The organism is Amycolatopsis sp. NPDC003865 (assembly GCF_053605345.1).
In genome coordinates, this window is record NZ_JBSGJA010000005.1 from 319,711 (window position 1) to 338,529 (window position 18,819).

Sequence of the window (18,819 nt, forward strand, 5' to 3'; positions counted from 1 at the left end):
GTAGGCCGGCGTCCGTGGGCGGGTCTCCATCAGCTTCACGTAGGGGGAAAGCTCCTGGACGAACTTGCCGAGCAGGTCGAGGCGCTCCCGGTCGCCGTCGTTCAGCGTGGCGACCTCGGCCGGGTCACCGCTCGGGAAAGTCAGCAGCATGGTGACGTGCGCTCCCGCACAGTTCCCCGGGTCGATCGTCGCCACCGCCGTGGAGATCACCGAGCCGATGCCGCCGCCTTGGGCGAGGTAGCCGCGGTAGCCGAGCCGGCGCATCAGCTCGACCCAGGCCGAGGCGATGCGCGAAACGTCCCACCCGGTCGCGGGCAGCGGTGAGGAGAAGCCGTAGCCGGGCACCGCGGGGATCACGAGGTGGAAGGCGTCGGCCGGGTCGCCGCCGTGCGCGCGCGGGTCGGAGAGCGGGCCGATCAGGTCGAGGAACTCGGCGACGGAGCTGGGCCAGCCGTGGGTGAGCAGCAACGGTCGGGCGTCGGGCTCCGGCGAGCGCACGTGGATGAAGTGGACGGGTGCGCCGTCGATCTCGGTGACGAACTGCGGGTGGCTGTTCAGCGCCGCTTCGGTGGCGCGCCAGTCGTAGGAGCCGCGCCAGTACTCGGCGAGCTCCTTCAGGTAGGCGAGCGGAACCCCTCGGTCCCACCCCGCGTCGGGCAGTTCCTCCGGCCAGCGGGTGCGGGCCAGCCGCGCGCGGAGATCGTCGATGGCTGCCTGCGGGATTTCGACTCGGTACGGCTGCATGCTCGCCTCAGATCGGTGCAATTGCGGCTGATACGGAACCGCGACCATCCTCGCGCCGCGCCGAATGCGGCACATCTCTTGCGTTGCCGCGTCTTGGCCGCTGGGCCCGGAGTGCCGCGCGCGATTCCCGTGCGTCTCCTGGATTGCCGAGCCGGAGCCGGCGCGAACGCGGTCCACATCGGACCCCTCCCCGGGCGCGCGGATTTCGCAGGCGAGGTCACCGGATATTCCGGTTCGGAGCCTGCCCTGGTCCGGGGGCTCGCGCGTCTTCTCTTTTGCGGGCCGGAAATCCGGCGTTCGAAGCACCGCATTCCCAAGGATGTCAACTCCGGACACCGATGTGATCCTCGATGACGGACCACGTTCGCCGAAGGGGATGAGACGACATGACTGCCGCCAGGAGTCTGCCCGCAGACGGCTATCCGCCTCCACCCGAGCCGGGACTGACGGCGGAAGAGGTCGTGGCGCGTGCGGAGCGCATCGCGGTCGACCTCGTCGATCGTCAGCAGGAAACGGAAGAGCGCGGGTACTACGGCCTCGACACGCACAACGAATTCCTCAACGCGGGCTTCTACCGCCTGCTCGTCCCGCGGCGGTACGGCGGCTACGAGTTCGGCCTCGACACCTACCTGCGGGTGGTCGCCGCCCTCGCTCGTGGTTGTGGTTCCACCGCCTGGATGTACACCTTCGGTGCCTCGCACGCCCACGTCGCCGCGACCCTGTTCGGCGAAGCCGCGCAGGACGAACTCTTCGCGGGCGGCGACTTCATCAGCCCCGGCACGATCGGGCCGGTCGGGTTCGCCGAGCGGGCCGACGACGGCGGCTGGATCGTCGACGGCATCCATCGGTACTGCTCCGGCTCGCCGTACGCCACCCACTTCATCGGCCACACGCTCGTGGCCGGCGAGGACGGCGAACAGCCGAGCCCGATGATGTTCGTCGTGCCCCGTGACCAGTGGACGCGGCTGGAGGACTGGGGCGGGCTGCTCGGCCTGCGGGGCAGCGGCTCGCACAGCATCAAGATCGAGAAGGCGCACATCCCGAGCCACTTCGCGCTGCCTGGCACGCACATCGGCCTGGCCTCCGTCGCGGACGGCACGCCGGGGCTGGAGCTGCACGGCAACCCCCTGTACGGCGGTGGCGTGCTGAGCATGATCCAGTTCCAGAACGGTGCGCTGGCGACCGGCATGGTCGCCGGCGCCCTCGACATCTACACCCAGCTGATGCGGGACCGCACGACGATCTACCCGCCGATCACCTCGCGCGCCCAGGATCCCGACTTCCAGTTCCACTTCGGCGAGGCCGCCGGCCGCATCGCCACCGCGCAGGCGGCCCTGGCGGACGGCGCCCGGCAGTGGCACGACACCGCGGCGCGCGGTTCGGCGGCGTTCACCCGCGAGGTGGACGTCCGGCTTTCGTTGATCAGCCGGGAAGCCGTCCGGCTGTCGTGGACCGCGTTGTCCGAACACCTTTTCCCGACCGCCGGGTCGAGCGCGGTGCGCGCCGGCGAACGCCTCGAACGGATCTGGCGGGACATGTCCACTTTGCAGAGCCACGCCGGGGTGAGCCTCTTCCTCGCCAAGGTGGCCAACCGGCAGCTGGCCGAGCTCGTCTTCGGCCTGGCGGGTGCGCGATGACCGAACCCACCCGTCCGCTGACCGGCGCGGAATACCTCGAGAGCCTGCGCGACGACCGCGAAATCTACCTCTACGGCGAACGCGTCAAGGACGTCACCGCGCACCCCGCCTTCCACAACCCGGCGAGGATGACCGCGCGGCTCTACGACGCGCTCCACGACCCGAAGCACCGCGACGTCCTCACCACCGCCACCGACACCGGCGGGCCCGGCGGCTACACCCACCGCTTCTACACGACCCCGCACAGCGCCGAGGACCTCGTCGCCGACCAGCGGGCCATCGCCGAGTGGGCGCGGCTCAGCTACAGCTGGCTGGGCCGCAGCCCGGAGCACAAGGCGGCGTTCCTGGGGACGCTGAACGTGAACGCCGACTTCTACAACCCCTTCGCCGACAACGCCCGCCGCTGGTACCGCGAGTCGCAGGAGAAGGTCCTTTTCTGGAACCACGCGATCGTGCACCCGCCCGTCGACCGTGACCGGCCGCCCCACGAAGTCGCCGACGTGTTCATCCACGTGGAGCGCGAAACCGATGACGGGCTGATCGTCTCCGGTGCCAAGGTCGTGGCCACCGGGTCGGCGCTGACGCACTACAACTTCATCGCCCACACGGGATTGCCGATCAAGGACCGCAAGTTCGCCTTGGTGGCCACCGTCCCGACGGGGGCTCGCGGGCTCAAGCTCATCTGCCGCCAGTCGTACGCGGCGGCGTCCACGCTCACCGGCAGCCCGTTCGACTACCCCCTCTCCTCCCGGTTCGACGAAAACGACACCGTCCTGGTGATGGACAAGGTCCTCGTCCCGTGGGAGAACGTGTTCATCTACGGCGACGTCGTGAAGGTGGGCATGTTCGCCGGGCACTCCGGGTTCAACGCGCGCGCCTGGTTCCACGGCTGCACCCGGCTCGCCGTCAAACTCGAATTCCTCGCCGGCCTGCTCGCCAAAGCACTCGAAATCACCGGCGTCAGCGACTTCCGCGGCGTGCAGGCCCGGCTGGGCGAAGTCCTCGCGTGGCGCAACCTCTTCTGGGGCCTCTCCGACGCCGCCGCGCGCAACCCCGTGCAGTGGCGCAACGGCGCCGTGCTGCCGAACCCGAACTACGGGATGGCGTTCCGCTGGTTCTCGCAGCTCGGCTACGCCCGGATCCGGGAAATCGTCCTCCAGGACGTCGCCAGCGGCCTCATCTACCTCAATTCCAGCGCGAAGGACTTCCGCAACGAAGACATCCGCCCCTATCTCGACAAATACCTCCGCGGCTCCCACGGCATCGACGCGATCCAGCGCGTCAAGGTCATGAAACTGCTGTGGGACGCCGTCGGCACCGAATTCGGCGGCCGCCACGAACTCTACGAACGCAACTACACCGGAAACCACGAAAACACCCGCGTGGAGCTGCTCCAGAGCCAGCTGGCCGACGGTCAGCTCGACGGCTACAAGAAATTCGTCGAGACCTGCCTGGCCGAATACGACCTCGACGGCTGGACCGTTCCCGATCTCGCTTCGTTCGACCAGCTCGGCGCGATGGGCCGCGATCTCCTCAGCTGAGCAGCGGCCGAACCACCGCCAAGGGATCCGGGGGGCCACGCGCCCGCCGGATCCATTGGCGTGAGCGAAAAACCCGCGCCGGCAGGCACGCATGCTCGAAGTTGCTCATACGTCCGCGACGGCACCATGCTACTCCTCACGAAACCCCTGCCGAAAATTCGACCACATCGTGGACAAGGGAGTTGTTGTGGGCACAATCCATGACCTGAAAGCCGCACGCAGCGAAGAACCGTGGCTGAGGATCGGCGACGCCGAATTCCGGTCACGGTTGATCGTGGGGATCGAGCAGTACGATTCGGTGACCGATGTCAAGAACGTGCTCGAGGCGACGGGCGCCGACGTGTTCATCACGACCGTCGACCCGGACAGCAGGCGCTCCAGCCTGCTGCTGTCGGACCTCGACGAAGTGCTGCCGCTGGACCAGTTCGTGTGGATCGGCACGACATCCTTCTCCCGGTCGAAGGAGAGCGCGCTGCGGACCGCCCAGATCCTGCGCGATTCGCTGGGCATCGACATCCTGAAGCTCGACGTGCGCGGCCACGACAACATGCCGGACAACCGGCAGACGGTCGAAGCCGCGGCCGAACTCCGCGCGGGCGGCACGCACCTGCTGCCGTTCATCCTGCCCGACCTCGGCGTCGCCCGGGAACTGGTGGAGCTCGGGTGCTCGGCGCTGCGGGTGATGGCCGCCCCCGTGGCCTCCGGTCGCGGCATCGTCGACCCCGCGCCGATCCGCGCCATCATCGAGCAGTGCGACATCCCCGTCATCGTCGAAGGCGGCCTGGGCAGCGCGAAGCACGTGGCGCTCGCCATGGAGCTGGGTGCGGCCGCCACCCTGGTCAACACCGCACTGGTCCAGGCCGGTGACCCCCTGAAGATGGCGGCGGCCATGCGCCACGCCACGGCGGCCGGGCGGCTGAGCTACGAGTCCGTTCCCATGGCCGGAGACGCGTTGGCGGCGTGACCCGATGAAAACGCCTCAAGCCGGCCCCCGCTCCTCGATCCCCGGCGAGAGCAGGCAACGGCGCCGGGCGCTCGCCCTGCTGGCGGTGGCGACGGCGATCGGGAGCACCGGGCTCGCCGCCGGCGGCACGGCGGGCGCGCTGCTCGCCGTGGACATCTCGAAAACACCGGCGATGGCGGGTGTCCCGCTGGGACTGCTCGTCCTGGGCTCCGCCGCCGGCGCACCGCTGCTCGCCCGGCAGGCGGCGATCGGCCGCCGGTTGCGGGGACTCGCGCTGGGCTACGCCCTCGGTGCGGCCGGTGCGGTGGTCGTCGTCCTGGCCGCGCTCGGGCAGAACCTGCCCCTGCTCCTCGCCGGCAGCTTCTTCCTCGGCGTGGCGAACTCGGCCGTGTTCATGTCGCGGTACGCGGCCATGGACACCGCCACCGACGGCACCCGGGGCCACGCGATCGGCGTGGTCTTCGCCGCCACGGCGCTGGGCGCCATCGTCAGCCCCACCCTGCTCGGCCCGAGCGGGTCCGTCGCGCGGGCGATGGGCCTGCCGCCCCTGGCCGGGCTGTACCTGGCGGCCGTGCTCGCGTTCGGCGTCGCGGGGGTGCTGCTCGCCACCCGGTCCGGGGTGCCCGCGTCGCGGCCCGAGCCGGGGCCGGGGCTCGTGACCGTCCTCGCCGACACGGTGCGCCGCCGGACGGCGGTCGTCGCCGTCGGCGTCCTGGCCGCGACGAACTTCGTCATGGTCGGTGTCATGACCATCGCGCCGGTCCACCTCACCGAGCACGGGCATTCGCTGGGTCAGGTCGGCGCCGTCGTCGCGTTGCACGTCACCGGCATGTTCGCGGTGGCGCCCCTGACGGGGTTGCTGGCCGACCGGAAGGGGCCGGCGGGGGTGGCCCGGCTGGGCGGTCTGCTGCTGACCGTCGCCATGGTGAGCGGCCTGTTCGTCGAACACTCCGGCGCCCTCGTGATGACGGTTCACCTCCTGATCCTCGGCGTCGCCTGGAACTGCGGCGTCGTCGGCGGCAGCACGCTGCTCGGCGCGGCCGTCCCCGCCGGAACGCGGCCACACGTGGAGGGCATCGCGGAAGTGATGATGGGCCTCGCCGCGGCCGCCGCGGGGCCGCTGTCCGGCCTCGTGGCCGAGTTCGGCGGCTACGCGGCCTTCTGCCTCATCGGTGTACCGGCTGCCGTTTTCCTTTTCCTGAGGAGGATTCCCTCGTGAAATTGCTGACCCTCAGCAACAGCTGCCCCCGGTGGGACGACGGCGGGCTGCTGCCGCGCTCGCCCGGCGGGCTCGTGCCGATGCTCATCTCCTTGCTCTCCGAACACGGCGGCCACTGGGTCTTCACGGCGCCGCCCGGCAGCGCGCCGGCCGGCCCCGTGGACCTGGACGGCGGAGTCCGGCTGCATCCGCTGGAGCTACCCGAAGAAGCCCGGCGGCAGCACTACGACACCGTGTCCATCGGACTGCTGCTCGGCCTGCTGCACTACCTGCACGACACGTCCACGCAACCGGTCGTCGACGGCGACATGGCCGGCGCCTGGGCCGGGTACGAGGCGGTCAACCGGACCTACGCGAACCGCCTGGGCGAACTGGCGGGCGGCTCCGCGGACGAACTGGTGCTGATCAACGACCCGCACCTGATGCTGGTGCCGGAGTTCTACGCCGAGCAGGGGACGCGCGCGAACCGGCTGGCGTACTTCCTGGGCACGCCGTGGTGCGAGCCGGACTACTTCTCGATCCTGCCGTCCTGGATGCGCACGAAGATCCTGGAAAGCCTGTTGCGGTGCGACGTCGTGGGGTTCCACTCGGGACGGTGGGTGGACGCCTTCCTCGCCTGCTGCCGCCGGTACCTGCCGGACGCCACGATCGACGGCTGGACGGTCGGTCACCGGGGACGGACGACGCGGATGGTCGCCGTGCCCTTCCCGCTCGACGTGGACGCGGTGGAGCGGGTGCGCCAAGAGCCCGCGACCGCTCGCTGGCAAAGCCGGCTCGCCGCGCTCGCCGGGGGCAGGCGGATCCTGACCCGGGCCGACCGGCTGGACCTCTGGAAGAACATGACCCGGGGTTTCCTGGCCTACGAGGCGATGCTGGAACGGCGCCCCGAGCTGGCGGACGAATGCTGGTTCGCGTCGATCGCGACCGTGCCCAGCCGGGCGAGCGCCCGGCACGACGCCTACCGCGAGGAGAACGAGGCGATCGTGCGGCGGATCAACGACCGCTTCGGCAGCCTGGACCGGGAGGCCGTCTCGCTGATCTACCCGGGGACGAGCGGCGGCTCGCGCAACAGCGTCATCGCGGCGCTCGGCATGTGCGACGCCGCGCTGGTGAACTCCACCTACGACGGGCTCAACCTGTTCGCCAAGGAGGCGGCGCTGGTCCTCCCCGACTCCGCGTCGCTCCTGCTGTCGGAAAACGCCGGCGTGTACGAGCAGCTCGGCCGGTTCGCCGTCCCGATCGACCCGTTCGACATCGGCGGGACGAGCACGGCGATGGAGACCGCGCTCAGCGGGCGGGGCACGCGAGCGGACGGGGCCGCCGAACGCCGGGCGCTGCTCCGCGCGGAGAGCGCGGGCCGGTGGCTGGAGGAGGTGTTCGCCCCGGCGGGTTACCCGGGCGCGGGCCGGCTCGGTATCGCCGTCTGACCGCGGCTCGGTTGCCTGGCGCGCCGCGCGGTCCCGGACGGTGGCCGGGACCGCGCGGCCGGATCAGGCGCCGGTGCCCAGCCGCGCCCGGCGCTTCTCCAGGAAGCCCCGCTCCGTGGCGTTCGTCGCCAAGGTGATCGCCTCGTCGTAGGCGGAGGCCGCTTCGGCGGTCCGGCCGAGCCGGGCGAGCAGATCGGCACGAGTGGCGGGTAGCAGGTGGTAGCCCGGCAGCTCGAGCTCGGCGATGGCGGCAAGGGCGAGTGCGGGCCCGTGCACCTCCGCGACGGCGACAGCGCGGTTGAGCGCCACGACCGGCGTCGGACTGTGCCGCAGCAGCTGGTCGTAGAGCGCGAGCACCTGCGCCCAGTCGGTGGCCGGCCCGTCGGTGTGGACGGCGTTGATCGCGGCTTGCAGCTGGTACGGCCCCGGCTGTCCGCGGCGCAAGCAGCGCCGCACCAGCTCGTGGCCTTCGGCTATCAGCTCGCGGTCCCACAGCGACCGGTCCTGTTCGGCGAGCACCACGAGCTCCCCCGCCGGGCCCACCCGCGCGGGGCGTCGGGCTTCGACGAGCAGCAGCAGCGCCAGCAGCCCGAGCACTTCGGGCTCATCGGGCATCAGCTCGGCGAGTGCCCTGGCCAGGCGGACCGCTTCGAGGCTCAGGTCCGTCCGCAGCAATCCGCCCGAAGTGGACGTGTACCCCTCGTTGAAGATCAGGTAGAGCACGGTGAGGACCGGCGGCAGCCGGTCGGGCAGCTCCGCTTCGGCGGGTACCCGGTACGGGATGCCGGCATCGCGGATCTTCTTCTTCGCACGCACGATGCGCTGGGCGATGGTGGCTTCCGGCACGAGGTACGCGCGGGCGATCTCCGCCACCTCGAGCCCGCCGAGCAACCGCAGGGTGAGCGCGGTTTGCGCGAGGGGGGACAGCGCCGGGTGGCAGCAGGTGAAGATCAGGCGCAGCTGGTCGTCCCGCACGGGTCCCACCTCCTCCGGTTCGTCGGCTTGGTGCAGCAGAAGTGCTTGTGCGTAGCGGGCTTCCCGCGTCGACTCCCGCCGCAGGCGGTCGATCGCGCGGTTGCGGGCGGCGGTCACGATCCACGCGCCGGGGTTGGGCGGCGGCGCCTCACCCCACTTTTCGAGGGCTACGGCGAAGGCGTCCTGCACCGCCTCCTCGGCGAGCCCGATGTCGCCGAGAAGGCGTGTCAGGGTGGCCACGCACCGGCCGTACTCCGCCCGGTAGACGCTGTCCAGGTTCATGCGCTCAGGCCCGGCGGGAATCCTCGAAGGGGCGCACCTCGATCGGGCACCGGCAAGCCACCGCGCACTTCTCGGCCCAGCCCAGCGCCTGGTCGAGGTCCTCGCACTGGATCACCCAGATGCCGCCGAGCTGTTCCTTCGTCTCGGCGAACGGGCCGTCGGTCACCGTGGAGCTGCCGTTGCCGGGGTGGACGACTGTGGTGGCGTGGGAGGGCAGCAGGCCACCGACGAACACCCACGAGCCCGCGGCCCGCATTTCGTCGGTGACCTGCCCCGTCCGGGCAAGGTGTGCCCGCAGGTCCGCTTCGGACGGCGGCGGCGCGCTTTCGTCGAGGTGGACGGCGAGCAGGTACTTCTTCACGGACGAGCTCCTTCGAACCGGGGGAATCAGACGTGCAGGCGCCGGGCGATCGCCGGGATGACGATCGCGGCGGCCACCAGGTGCGCGAGGATCAGCAGCAGCCTCGTGGAAACGGCCGCGTCCACGACGAGGTCGGGGACCAGCGACAAGGCGGTGAGCACCAGGGTGGTGCGGACGAACGCCGTGCGCGGCCGGCGGGCCTTCCGGGCGAGCACCAGGGCCAGCACCAGGCCCAGTCCCGAAAAGACGACGGTCAGCAGCGCGAACCCGGAAAGCTGGATGGGCGCACCGCCGACGGCCAGGCTGTTCCCGGCGAGCTTGCCCAGCCCGGCGACGGCCGTGGTCGCGACGGCCGCGACGGCCGTGGCGGTGAGACCGCCGACCACGAGGGACTTCGTCGAGGTGGTGGTGGCGGCAGCGGTGGTGGTGGTCGCGGTGTTGGCGGTGACGGACAACGTGTGCCTCCGTGTTGTGGCGACCGGCTCTGTTCCGGTCTCTCATCATGACTACGAACGGACTCGACACCATTCGACACCGGTCGGAAAAAATTTCCTTCTCCATTTGGCGCCACTCGTCGTGAAGGATGAACCACGGGGTGTGCCGTCCCGCGGAGCGGCACGGAAACCGCCCGTTCACGACGGAATGGCGTACGGCTTCGAGCCGTACGCCATCCACGGACGTCAGTTCAGCTGACGCGATCCCGCCGTTCCTACGCCGCTCCTTCGATGACCGGCGCGGTCTCGGCCACCGGTTCGGCGGCCGCCGGCTGCTGCGTCGTTTCGTCCACGCCGCCATGCGCGTTCTTGGCATCCCGGAACGCTCGCAGGACGAGCACGCACAGTCCGGCGCAGAGCACGGCGCTGATCACGCCCACGACGTGCAGGCCGGACGTGAACGCGTCCCGGGCCGCGGCCAGCAGGCCGCTCCCCTGCGCGCCGGGCAGGCCCTTGGCCGCGTCGACCGCGCGGTCGATGCTTTCCCTGGCCGCGTTCGCCGAGCCGGCCGGGACCGCGCCCAGCGAACCTTCCAGGTTGTTCCGGTACACGACGGTCCCGACCGTGGCGAGCGTGGCGATGCCGAGCCCGATCGCGAACTCCGTGGCCGTCTGGACGATCGACGCCCCCGAACCGGCCTTCTCCGGCGGCACCGCACCCATCGCGAGGTGGTTGGCCAGCGCCGCCAGCGGGGCGGTGCCGAGCATGACCACGCACATCGCGAAGAAGATCGTGCTGGGACCGGAAGCCGAGCCGGTGAACGTGAAGATCACGTACCCGATCGCGGCGACGGCCATACCGCCCGCGAGCAGGTAGGACGGCCGGATGCGGTTGGCCAGCCGCGGGGTGGTCAGGCTGGCGATGATCATCAGTGCGTTGGGCACGAGCAGCAGCAGGCCGGCGGCGAGCGGGGTGAGCCCGATGACGTTCTGCAGGTACAGCGTGACGAACAGGAGGCTGCCCGCGCCCACCAGTGCGGAGATGAAGAACATGATGACCGTCGAACGGAAGATGCGGTTGCCGAACAGCCGCAGGTCGAGCAGCGGGTGTTCCAGGTGCCGCTGCCGCTGCACGAACACCACGGCGACCGCGATCCCGAACACCAGCGCCGCCGCCGGGAACCACGCCCAGCCGTCGCGGGCCAGCGCCTTCAGCCCGTAGACGAACGGCAGGATCGCGGCGAGGGACAGCACCACGCTGACCGGGTCGAGCTTCCCGGCCGACGGGCTCTTCTGGTCCGGCAGCAGGCCGGGACCGAACACCAGCAGCAGCACGATCCCCGGCACGGACACCAGGAACACCGAGCCCCACCAGAAGTACTGGAGCAGCACGCCGCCGACGAGCGGGCCGAGCGTCGAACCGGTCATGAAGCAGGCCGTCCAGATGGCCAGCGCCCGGCCGCGGTCCTTCTGGTCGGTGAACATGCCGGTGACCAGGGCCATCACCGACGGCAGCACCGCGGCACCCGCGCAACCGAGCACCGCGCGGGCGCCGATGAGCATGCCCGGGCTGCTGGAGAACGCCGCGACCACCGAGGCGATGCCGAACACGGCGGCGCCGGCGAGCAGCTGTTTCTTCCGCCCGATGCGGTCGCCGAGGGTTCCCATGGTGACCAGGAAACCCGCGATCACGAAGCCGTAGATGTCCACGATCCACAGCTGCTGGACACCGCTCGGCGCGAGGTCGGCGGTCAGGTGCGGCACAGCGAGGTACAGCACCGAGAAGTCCATCGAAACGAGAAACGTGGGCAGGCAGAGCAACGCCAAGCCGAGCCATTCCCGCCGCCCGGGTGGGCGCCCCGTGTCTGCAGTAGTCACACCAAATCCTGTCGTCGGCGCGCACCCGAAGCGACGCGCTTTCATCCGGTTGTCATGGCGACCCGGCCGGTCGCCGCGCTCACTCGCTGAAGACGGCCTCGACCTCGAGGGAGATCTCGACCTGGTCACCGACGAAGACCTTCGCGCCGTCGGCCGCGACACCGAAGGTGATCCCGAAGTCACTGCGGCTGATGGAGGTCTTGCCCGCGAAACCGACGCGCGGCTCGCCCTGCAGGCCCGTCGGGTCCACGCCGAGGAACTCGACCTCGATGTCCACCGCCTTGGTGATGTCGTGGATCGTCAGATCTCCGATGAGCACCCACTTGTCGCCGGCCGCACGCAGGGCGGTGCTGGCGAACGTCATCTTCGGGGACTGCTCGACGTCGAAGAAGTCCTTGTTGCGCAGGTGGTTGTCGCGCATCTCGTTCGCGGTGTCCACCGAGGACAGTTCGATGTCCACGTGCACCGACGACGCGTCCAGCGTCTCGCCGACCACGATCTCGCCGGAGAACTCGGCGAAGCGACCCCGCACCCGGCTCATCAGGTGACGCACGGAAAATCCGACCAACGAGTGCGCCGTGTCGATCACCCACGTGCCGGGGGTCACGCCGGGCAACGGGCTCCGGCCCACGGTCTCCACAGTCTCGCTCACAGTTGTTCCTCCCGAATCAACGAATGCCGATTTCCCGTCGAGGCGCCGGTGTGGGCACCGGCAGCCGTCCCTTGGGATTGTCACAGCAGGCGACCGGCTCCGGCATCTTCGAGAATGCCCGGCCCGCCGGCCGGGACGACGAATGGCCGGGTGACTGGAACGTCACCCGGCCATTCGTGGTCTCGCTGCCATCCGCCGCACCTGCGTGGTGGTGCTACTGCTTCCTGGCGCAGAGGATCAGGTAGGTGACGTCCTCCGGCCCCAGGTGGAACGCCTCGCGCATCCCCTGCCGGATCCCCTCGGTCATCTCCGCGCCGAATTCCTCGGTGAGCCGGCCGCTCACCTTTTCGAAGTGCTCGGTGTGGCGCTTGCCGGTGTTCACGTACACGCGGTTGCTCTGGATCCGTTCCTCGACCACGAAACCCGCGGCCTCGAACGCCTTGGTCCAGCCCTCCGCGGTCATGGGCTCGCGCGCCAGGGGGAACGGCTTCTTCAGCGGCGAGACTTCCGTCGTCTTCGAGATTTCGGACATGGCCACGCGGCCACCGGGCCGGAGCACGCGGTGGAATTCGCCGAGCGCCTTCTCGAGGTCGAAGGCGTTGAAGAGCGATTCGAACGCCACGATCGCGTCGAAGTGGTTTTCGGGGAAGGACAGGAAATGGTAGTCGCCGGTCTCGAACCGGACCTGGCCGGCGACGTCACTCGCGGCCGCCCGAGCCCGGGCGTTCGCGGCCTCGACCGGGCTGATCGTGATGCCCGTGACCTCGACGCCGTACGCGGCGGCGATGTCGATCGACGCGGTGCCGGAACCGCACCCGGCGTCCAGCAGGCTCTCTCCGCGTCGCAACCCGAGGGTGTCGACGATCTTGCGGGTGAGGCGCTCGGCGCCCTCTTCGAGCGAAGCGTCGTCGTTCTCGTCGTACCAGTAACCCTGCCGCTGGTAGCCGCCGAAGTACTTGTCGGCCAACGCGCTCGCGCCGTCGTAGAAGTCGGCGACCTCGGCCGGGTTCCAGTTCAGTTCGCTCACGGGGTTCCCCTCTGGCGTCGGGTTTGACTACAGGATTTCAGCGTGCCCCCGGTGCGGCGTCCTCCCGGTTGCTTCACGCCGGCAACGCCGCATCCGGGGACGCCAGCGACGCGCGCAGCAGTTCCCGGTACTGGGCGACCATCGCGACGATCGTGGACTCGTCGAACTCGAAGCTGTTGTACTTCACCAGGCCCAGGATGTCGCCTGCCGGATCCAGGTCGAAGTCCCACAGGCTGCCGTTCGGTATTTCCGACGTGTCCGTGGCCGACAGCAGGCGCCGGCGCAGGCCGCTGTAGCGGAGATCGCCGATGGGCTCTTCCGCGAGCGTCTGCGGGTAGTGGTTGACCTCGAAGGTGCTGACGACCCCGTGGGGATCCATGAACGGTTCCATCAGGCCCGGGTCGGCCTGCAGCAGGACCTCCCGGAACGGCAGCTCGTAGCTGATGGCCTCGAGCATCGTGGCGCGGGTCCGGTGCACCAGGTCGCGGAAGGACGCGCAGCCGGCGACGTCGGTCCGCATCGGCACGAGGTTGAAGAACAGGCCGACGGTGTCCTCGAACGCCGGCTCCTCGCGGCCGGCCATGAAGGTCGACGCCACGATGTCCGTCGCACCCGTCCTCCGGTGCAGGAAAAGGTTGTAGCACGCGTAGAGAACCATGAAGGACGAGCTCCGCGAAGACCTCGCCAGCGCGTTGACGGCGCTGAAGAGCTCCGGCTCGAACGAGAACCGGTACACCGAATAGGACGGACGGCGCCCCGGCTGCCGCACCCGATCGGTGGGGACGGTGAGGAACTTCGCGCCCGCCAGCTTGGTCCGCCAGTATTCGCGCGCGCCGACCGCGCGCCGGCCGGCCAGCTGCTCCTGCTGCCAGCTCGCGTGCTCGCCGTACTGCCGCATGGCCGGCAGCCGGGGTTCGGCGAACCCCCGGCGGTTCGCGTAGCAGGTGGCGAGGTCCCGAAGGATCAGGTGCATGGACCAGGCGTCGCTGACCGAGTGGTGGGTGACGAGCACGAGCACGGCGTCGCCGTCGTCGAACCGCCCCAAGCTGGCTCGCAGCAGCGGCATCTCGCCGATGTCGCACCGGTCGGCGCACTCGACCTCGTTGAGGAACTCGTGCGCGCGCCGCTCCCGGTCGGCTTCGGTCACCGCCGGGGAAAGGTCGCTGACCGCGAGCCGCACGGAACCCGGCGGGTGGACGCGGCCGTAGGGCTCTCCTTCGTTCCGGACGATGAGCGTGCGAAGCCCTTCGTGGCGCGCTGCGACGTCGTCCAGTGCGGACTGCAGGGTGTCCAGGTCCAGCGGGCCGCGCACGCGCCAGCCCGCGGAGACGATGTTCCGCGGCCCGAACGCGCCGAAGTCGTCGTTGCCCTGGTCGAAAGCGCACATGAACGCCTGGCTGGCCGAAAGCTGCCGCCTGTCGGTGACGTCGTCGGCGGCCGGAGACTGTTGTTCGAGGGTCATCGGACTGCAATTCCTCTCATCGCCCGGTCGCATCCGTGAAGACGGTGCGGTTCATCGTGCCCGCCCGCCAGGACGCGGGCATCTCGGTCCGTGCTGGCCGTCCCTCGTGCGGGTCCGGGATTTCTCCGCAATTGCCGCGGATTCGCTTCAGTGCACCGAAACGGACAGGCCGCGCTACTCTGGCGCGCGCATTCGAGAGGACATCCGCAGAAGCCGGAAGAGAGCAGGAAGACCGTGAAACTGACCACCACGACGTGTGTCACCGTCGACGGCGTGATGCAGGGACTCGGCGCGGCCGACGAAGACCGCCGGGGCGGGTTCGAGCGCGGCGGGTGGCAGGGTCCGCTGTGGGACGACGAGGCCGGAACATTCCTGAACGACGTCTACGCACGCGCCGACGCGTTCCTCTTCGGACGCCGGACCTACGAGATCTTCGCCGGCTCGTGGGGTGCGATGGCCGCGGACCCGGGCGACAACGTCATCGCGGTGGCCTTGAACTCCAAGCCCAAGTACGTCGCGTCGAACACGCTGACCGATCCGGGGTGGGCGGACACGACCGTGCTCTCCGGTGACCTCGCCGCCGCCGTCGGCGAGCTGAAGGCGAAGCCGGGCGGCGAACTGCAGGTGCACGGCAGCGGCGCCCTGATCCGGTGGCTGCTCGACCACGAGCTCGTCGACGAGATCATCCTGCTGATCGCTCCGGTGATCCTCGGCCAGGGCACGCGGCTGTTCCCCGACGCCGGCCTCGACACCGTGCTCGAGCAGGTCGAATCGCGCTCCACCGCCACGGGGATGACGCTCCAGACCTACCGGCCCCACGGCCGTCCCCGGTACGCCAGGGCCGACGCCTGAGTGCGAAGACGGGCGGCGTCGCCCCAGCAAGCAACGAGATGCGGCGCGATCGGCACCTCCAGCATGCTGGCGAAGACGCCCCTTCCCGCGCGCCCGGCCGTTCACCGGGTTCGGCGCCGTGGCAGACCTTCGCCCAGCGGCCGGACGACCCGGCGGCCCGACAGAGGAGACGGGACAGATGGCCCAACCGCTCGCAGTACCGGACGCCGACCACCGGCCCGCATCGCGAGAGCGCGGCACTCACCCGGCGGCGGACGCCGAGTCCGGGGCGGAGGTGGCCCGGTGACCGAGCCGACGCGTCCGATGACGGGGGCGGAATACCTCGAGAGCCTGCGCGACGACCGCGAGATCTATCTCTACGGCGAGCGCGTCAAGAACATCACCGAACACCCCGCGTTCCGCAACCCGGCGCGGATGGTCGCCCGGCTCTACGACGCCCTCCACGACCCGGCACACAAAGACGTGCTCACCACCGCCACCGACACCGGCGGCACCGGCTACACCCACCGCTTCTTCACCACCCCGCACAGCGCCGAAGACCTCGTCGCCGACCAGCAGGCCATCGCCGCCTGGTCCCGCCTCAGCTACGGCTGGATGGGGCGATCGCCCGACTACAAGGCGGCTTTCCTCGGCACCCTCGGCGCCAACGCCGACTTCTACAACCCCTTCGCCGACAACGCCCGCCGCTGGTACCGCGAATCGCAGGAGAAGGTCCTTTACTGGAACCACGCTTTCGTGCACCCGCCGGTCGACCGCGACCGGCCGCCCCACGAAGTCGCCGACGTCTTCGTCCACGTGGAGCGCGAAACCGACAACGGCCTGATCGTCTCCGGCGCGAAAGTCGTCGCCACCGGGTCGGCTCTCACGCACTACAACTTCATCGCCCACGATCGGCTGCCGGTCAAGGACCGGAAGTTCAACATCGTGGCCACCGTGGCGATGGACGCACCCGGCATGAAGCTCATCTGCCGCCAGTCCTACACCGCGGCCTCCGCCCTCACCGGCAGCCCCTTCGACTACCCCCTGTCGTCCCGGATGGACGAAAACGACGCCGTCCTCGTGATGGACAAGGTGCTGGTCCCCTGGGAGAACGTGTTCATCTACGGCGACGTGGCCAAGGTGGGCATGTTCGCCGGGCAGTCGGGCTTCAACGAGCGGGCCCAGTTCCACGGCGCCACGCGGCTCGCCGTGAAGTTCGAATTCCTCGCCGGCCTGCTCGCGAAAGCCTTGGAGATCACCGGTGTCAGCGACTTCCGCGGCGTGCAGTCCCGGCTGGGCGAAGTCCTCGCCTGGCGCAACCTGCTCTGGGGCCTCTCCGACGCGGCCGCCCGCAACCCGGTGCCATGGCGCAACGGGTCGGTGCTCCCCAACCCGGACTACGGGATGGCCTACCGCTGGTTCTCCCAGCTCGGCTACGCCCGGATCCGCGAGATCGTCCTCCAGGACGTCGCCAGCGGCCTCATCTACCTCAATTCCAGCGCGAAGGACTTCGAGAACCCCGACGTCCGGCCATACCTGGACAAGTACCTCCGCGGCTCGCACGGCATCGACGCCACCGAACGCGTCAAGGTCATGAAGCTGCTCTGGGACTCCGTCGGCACCGAATTCGGCGGCCGCCACGAACTCTACGAACGCAACTACACGGGCAGCCACGAAAACACCCGGGTGGCGTTGCTGCTCGGCCAGCTCGCCGACGGGCAGCTCGACGGCTACAAGCACTTCGTCGACCAATGCCTCGCCGAATACGACCTCGACGGCTGGACCGTCCCCGACCTCGCTTCGTTCGACCAGCTCGGCAAGATGGGCCGCGACCTCCTCGGCTGAGGTCCGGACGGCGCACCGAACGGGGGAGCACCGATCGATCCGGTGCTCCCCCGTCGGTCTTGAGTGCCGAGGTCAGGCGAAAGCCGCGGTCACGCCGTCACGGTCAGGGCGTCCGGAGTCACGGGCGGGTAGGCGAGGGCCGCCGCGTTGTGCCGGTCGAGCAGTGCCTGCGCTTCCTCGCCCGCCAGGCGGAACCGGCTCGCCGGATCCGCGCCCGAGACCAGCACGTCGTGCATCGCCGCGGTCATCACACCGTTGATGCCGTTGAGGTTCCCGAGCAGCGGGCCGGCTCCGGCCGGCGTCCGGTTCGGCGAGGCGAGCTGCTCGGTCGCCACGAGGAAACCGGGGAACGGCTCGGTCCAGTGCTCGGCCACGGCCTGCTCGTACGCCGGCCGGGTCAGCGGCAGGGACCGGTCCCGCATCCGCGCGATCGCGTGCTGCGGGTTGAGCTGGTGCTGGAGGAAGGCCAGCGCGCCGTCTTCCTTCTCCTTCGGCAGGCCGGCAGTCAGGAAGAAGGACTGGCCGCCGAAGGGCCCGCCGCTGTACGGCCGGTCACCGGACCGCGGCAGCTGGCCGACCGCGCACTCGAAGCCGCCTTCGGCGGCCATGCCCGCCATGACGTCGCCGACCGCCGACGAGGTGACCGCGAAAGCGACCTCCTGCCGGCCGAACGCCTCCATGCCACCGAAGTAGTCGTTCAGCTCCCCGGTGTAGAAGTAGTGGCCGCTCTTCCGCAGCTCCTGCCACCACCGCACATAGCGGAGCAGTTCCGGGGAATCGAGGAAGACCCGCGTGGATCGGGCGGTCCGGCCGTTGTCCCCGTTGCTGAACAACCCGCCCTGCCCGACCACCTCGCGGTGGAACAGCCAGCCATAGTTGGGCCAGGTGACCCCGTGCGGCGGCCCGTCCGGCAGGCCGGCGACGGCGGCACACGCGGCCGTCAGCTCCTGCCACGTCACCGGCATCCGGTCGACGCCGGCGCGCTCGAGCACGGTCTTGTTGGCGAAGAGGACATTGCTCGTGACGGACGTCGGTACGGAAACCAGTTCGCCGCCGCGGCTCCAGTAATCGCGCGCCGAGGGCATGAGGTCGTCGATGATCACCGGTTCGCCGAGGATCTTGGCGCGGTCCCCGACCGCGCGCTGGACCGGCACGAACAACGGTTCGCCGGCGCGGTTCCGGGTGTCGAGCGCGACCTGGGTCGCGGTGTAGACGTACTCGGCGAGGTCCGGCGGGTTCCCCCGCGTGACCGCTTCGGCCACCGCCTTCGGCAGCTCGCGATAATCGATCTTGCGGATCCGCACCCGGTACTCCGGGTGCGCCCGGTTGAACGAATCGGCCGCGTCGACGATCGGATTGCCGAAACCCGGAAGCATGTCCTCGTCGGAATCGCCGGTCTTCGCACTGTCCCCGAGCCACACCTCGATGGTGATCGGCTCGTCGATCCCGGTCGAATTCGACACAGCGCCCTCCGCAGTTCTCACGTTGCCGACCCAGGACTGCCCGGGAACCGAGGTTAACAGCCGGCACCGGCGCGCCCC

At 69.9% G+C, this 18,819-nt stretch carries 15 protein-coding genes and 1 pseudogene; 7 read left to right on the forward strand and 9 right to left on the reverse strand.

From position 1 onward, the window contains the following. Positions 1–438: 438 nt before the first annotated feature. Positions 439–819, reverse strand: a pseudogene (locus tag ACWEVP_RS15625) (epoxide hydrolase N-terminal domain-containing protein); the annotation flags it as partial. Positions 820–1,130: 311 nt separating this feature from the next. Here ACWEVP_RS15625 and ACWEVP_RS15630 point away from each other — a divergent pair. The 5 genes from ACWEVP_RS15630 to ACWEVP_RS15650 all read left to right on the forward strand — a co-directional run bounded on the left by ACWEVP_RS15630 (position 1,131) and on the right by ACWEVP_RS15650 (position 7,532). Beyond that, a complete protein-coding gene (locus ACWEVP_RS15630) occupies positions 1,131–2,381 on the forward strand; it encodes an acyl-CoA dehydrogenase family protein (protein WP_452063219.1) in 1,251 nt (416 codons plus the stop codon). Further along, on the forward strand, positions 2,378–3,922 hold the full coding sequence (locus tag ACWEVP_RS15635) for a 4-hydroxyphenylacetate 3-hydroxylase family protein (RefSeq protein ID WP_452063220.1): 1,545 nt from the start codon (positions 2,378–2,380) through the stop codon (positions 3,920–3,922). Before ACWEVP_RS15630 ends, ACWEVP_RS15635 begins: the two co-directional genes overlap by 4 nt. 187 nt (positions 3,923–4,109) lie before the next feature. Further along, positions 4,110–4,886 carry a hypothetical protein gene (locus ACWEVP_RS15640; protein ID WP_452063221.1) on the forward strand — a complete coding sequence of 259 codons (777 nt, stop codon included), beginning with the start codon at positions 4,110–4,112 and terminating at the stop codon, positions 4,884–4,886. Positions 4,887–4,890: 4 nt separating this feature from the next. Next, a complete protein-coding gene (locus tag ACWEVP_RS15645; RefSeq protein WP_452063222.1) occupies positions 4,891–6,105 on the forward strand; it encodes an MFS transporter in 1,215 nt (404 codons plus the stop codon). Beyond that, entirely contained in the window at positions 6,102–7,532 is a 1,431-nt protein-coding gene (locus tag ACWEVP_RS15650; protein WP_452063223.1) for a trehalose-6-phosphate synthase, read from the forward strand. Before ACWEVP_RS15645 ends, ACWEVP_RS15650 begins: the two co-directional genes overlap by 4 nt. Positions 7,533–7,595: 63 nt before the next feature. Here the strand turns inward: ACWEVP_RS15650 and ACWEVP_RS15655 are convergent, their stop codons facing one another. From ACWEVP_RS15655 to ACWEVP_RS15685, 7 genes are all read right to left on the reverse strand, one after another. After that, positions 7,596–8,789, reverse strand: coding sequence for an RNA polymerase sigma factor (locus ACWEVP_RS15655; RefSeq protein WP_452063224.1), 1,194 nt, complete (start codon positions 8,787–8,789; stop codon positions 7,596–7,598). A gap of 4 nt (positions 8,790–8,793) precedes the next feature. Beyond that, the gene (locus ACWEVP_RS15660; protein WP_452063225.1) at positions 8,794–9,150 is read right to left on the reverse strand and encodes a YciI family protein; all 357 of its coding nucleotides are present in this window, start codon (positions 9,148–9,150) and stop codon (positions 8,794–8,796) included. 26 nt (positions 9,151–9,176) lie between these two features. Then, positions 9,177–9,605: a DUF6069 family protein gene (locus ACWEVP_RS15665; protein ID WP_452063226.1), complete on the reverse strand. Its 429-nt coding sequence runs from the start codon at positions 9,603–9,605 to the stop codon at positions 9,177–9,179. 254 nt (positions 9,606–9,859) lie between these two features. Next, on the reverse strand, positions 9,860–11,461 hold the full coding sequence (locus ACWEVP_RS15670; protein ID WP_452063227.1) for an MFS transporter: 1,602 nt from the start codon (positions 11,459–11,461) through the stop codon (positions 9,860–9,862). A gap of 79 nt (positions 11,462–11,540) precedes the next feature. Beyond that, positions 11,541–12,113 (reverse strand): YceI family protein, encoded by a 573-nt coding sequence (locus tag ACWEVP_RS15675; RefSeq protein WP_452063228.1) that lies wholly within the window; start codon positions 12,111–12,113, stop codon positions 11,541–11,543. A gap of 214 nt (positions 12,114–12,327) precedes the next feature. Next, the gene (locus tag ACWEVP_RS15680) at positions 12,328–13,140 is read right to left on the reverse strand and encodes an SAM-dependent methyltransferase (RefSeq protein ID WP_452063229.1); all 813 of its coding nucleotides are present in this window, start codon (positions 13,138–13,140) and stop codon (positions 12,328–12,330) included. A gap of 73 nt (positions 13,141–13,213) precedes the next feature. Next, positions 13,214–14,602 carry a condensation domain-containing protein gene (locus ACWEVP_RS15685; protein WP_452063230.1) on the reverse strand — a complete coding sequence of 463 codons (1,389 nt, stop codon included), beginning with the start codon at positions 14,600–14,602 and terminating at the stop codon, positions 13,214–13,216. A gap of 234 nt (positions 14,603–14,836) precedes the next feature. Here ACWEVP_RS15685 and ACWEVP_RS15690 point away from each other — a divergent pair, with 234 nt between their 5' ends. Both ACWEVP_RS15690 and ACWEVP_RS15695 read left to right on the forward strand, forming a co-directional pair. Continuing rightward, complete coding sequence (locus ACWEVP_RS15690) at positions 14,837–15,454, forward strand: dihydrofolate reductase family protein (protein ID WP_452063231.1); 618 nt, start codon at positions 14,837–14,839, stop codon at positions 15,452–15,454. 303 nt (positions 15,455–15,757) lie between these two features. Next, a complete protein-coding gene (locus tag ACWEVP_RS15695; RefSeq protein WP_452063313.1) occupies positions 15,758–17,278 on the forward strand; it encodes a 4-hydroxyphenylacetate 3-hydroxylase family protein in 1,521 nt (506 codons plus the stop codon). 89 nt (positions 17,279–17,367) lie between these two features. On the opposite strand, the gene ACWEVP_RS15700 is transcribed toward ACWEVP_RS15695, so the two are convergent. Continuing rightward, positions 17,368–18,741: an extracellular solute-binding protein gene (locus tag ACWEVP_RS15700; protein WP_452063232.1), complete on the reverse strand. Its 1,374-nt coding sequence runs from the start codon at positions 18,739–18,741 to the stop codon at positions 17,368–17,370. Positions 18,742–18,819: the final 78 nt, after the last annotated feature.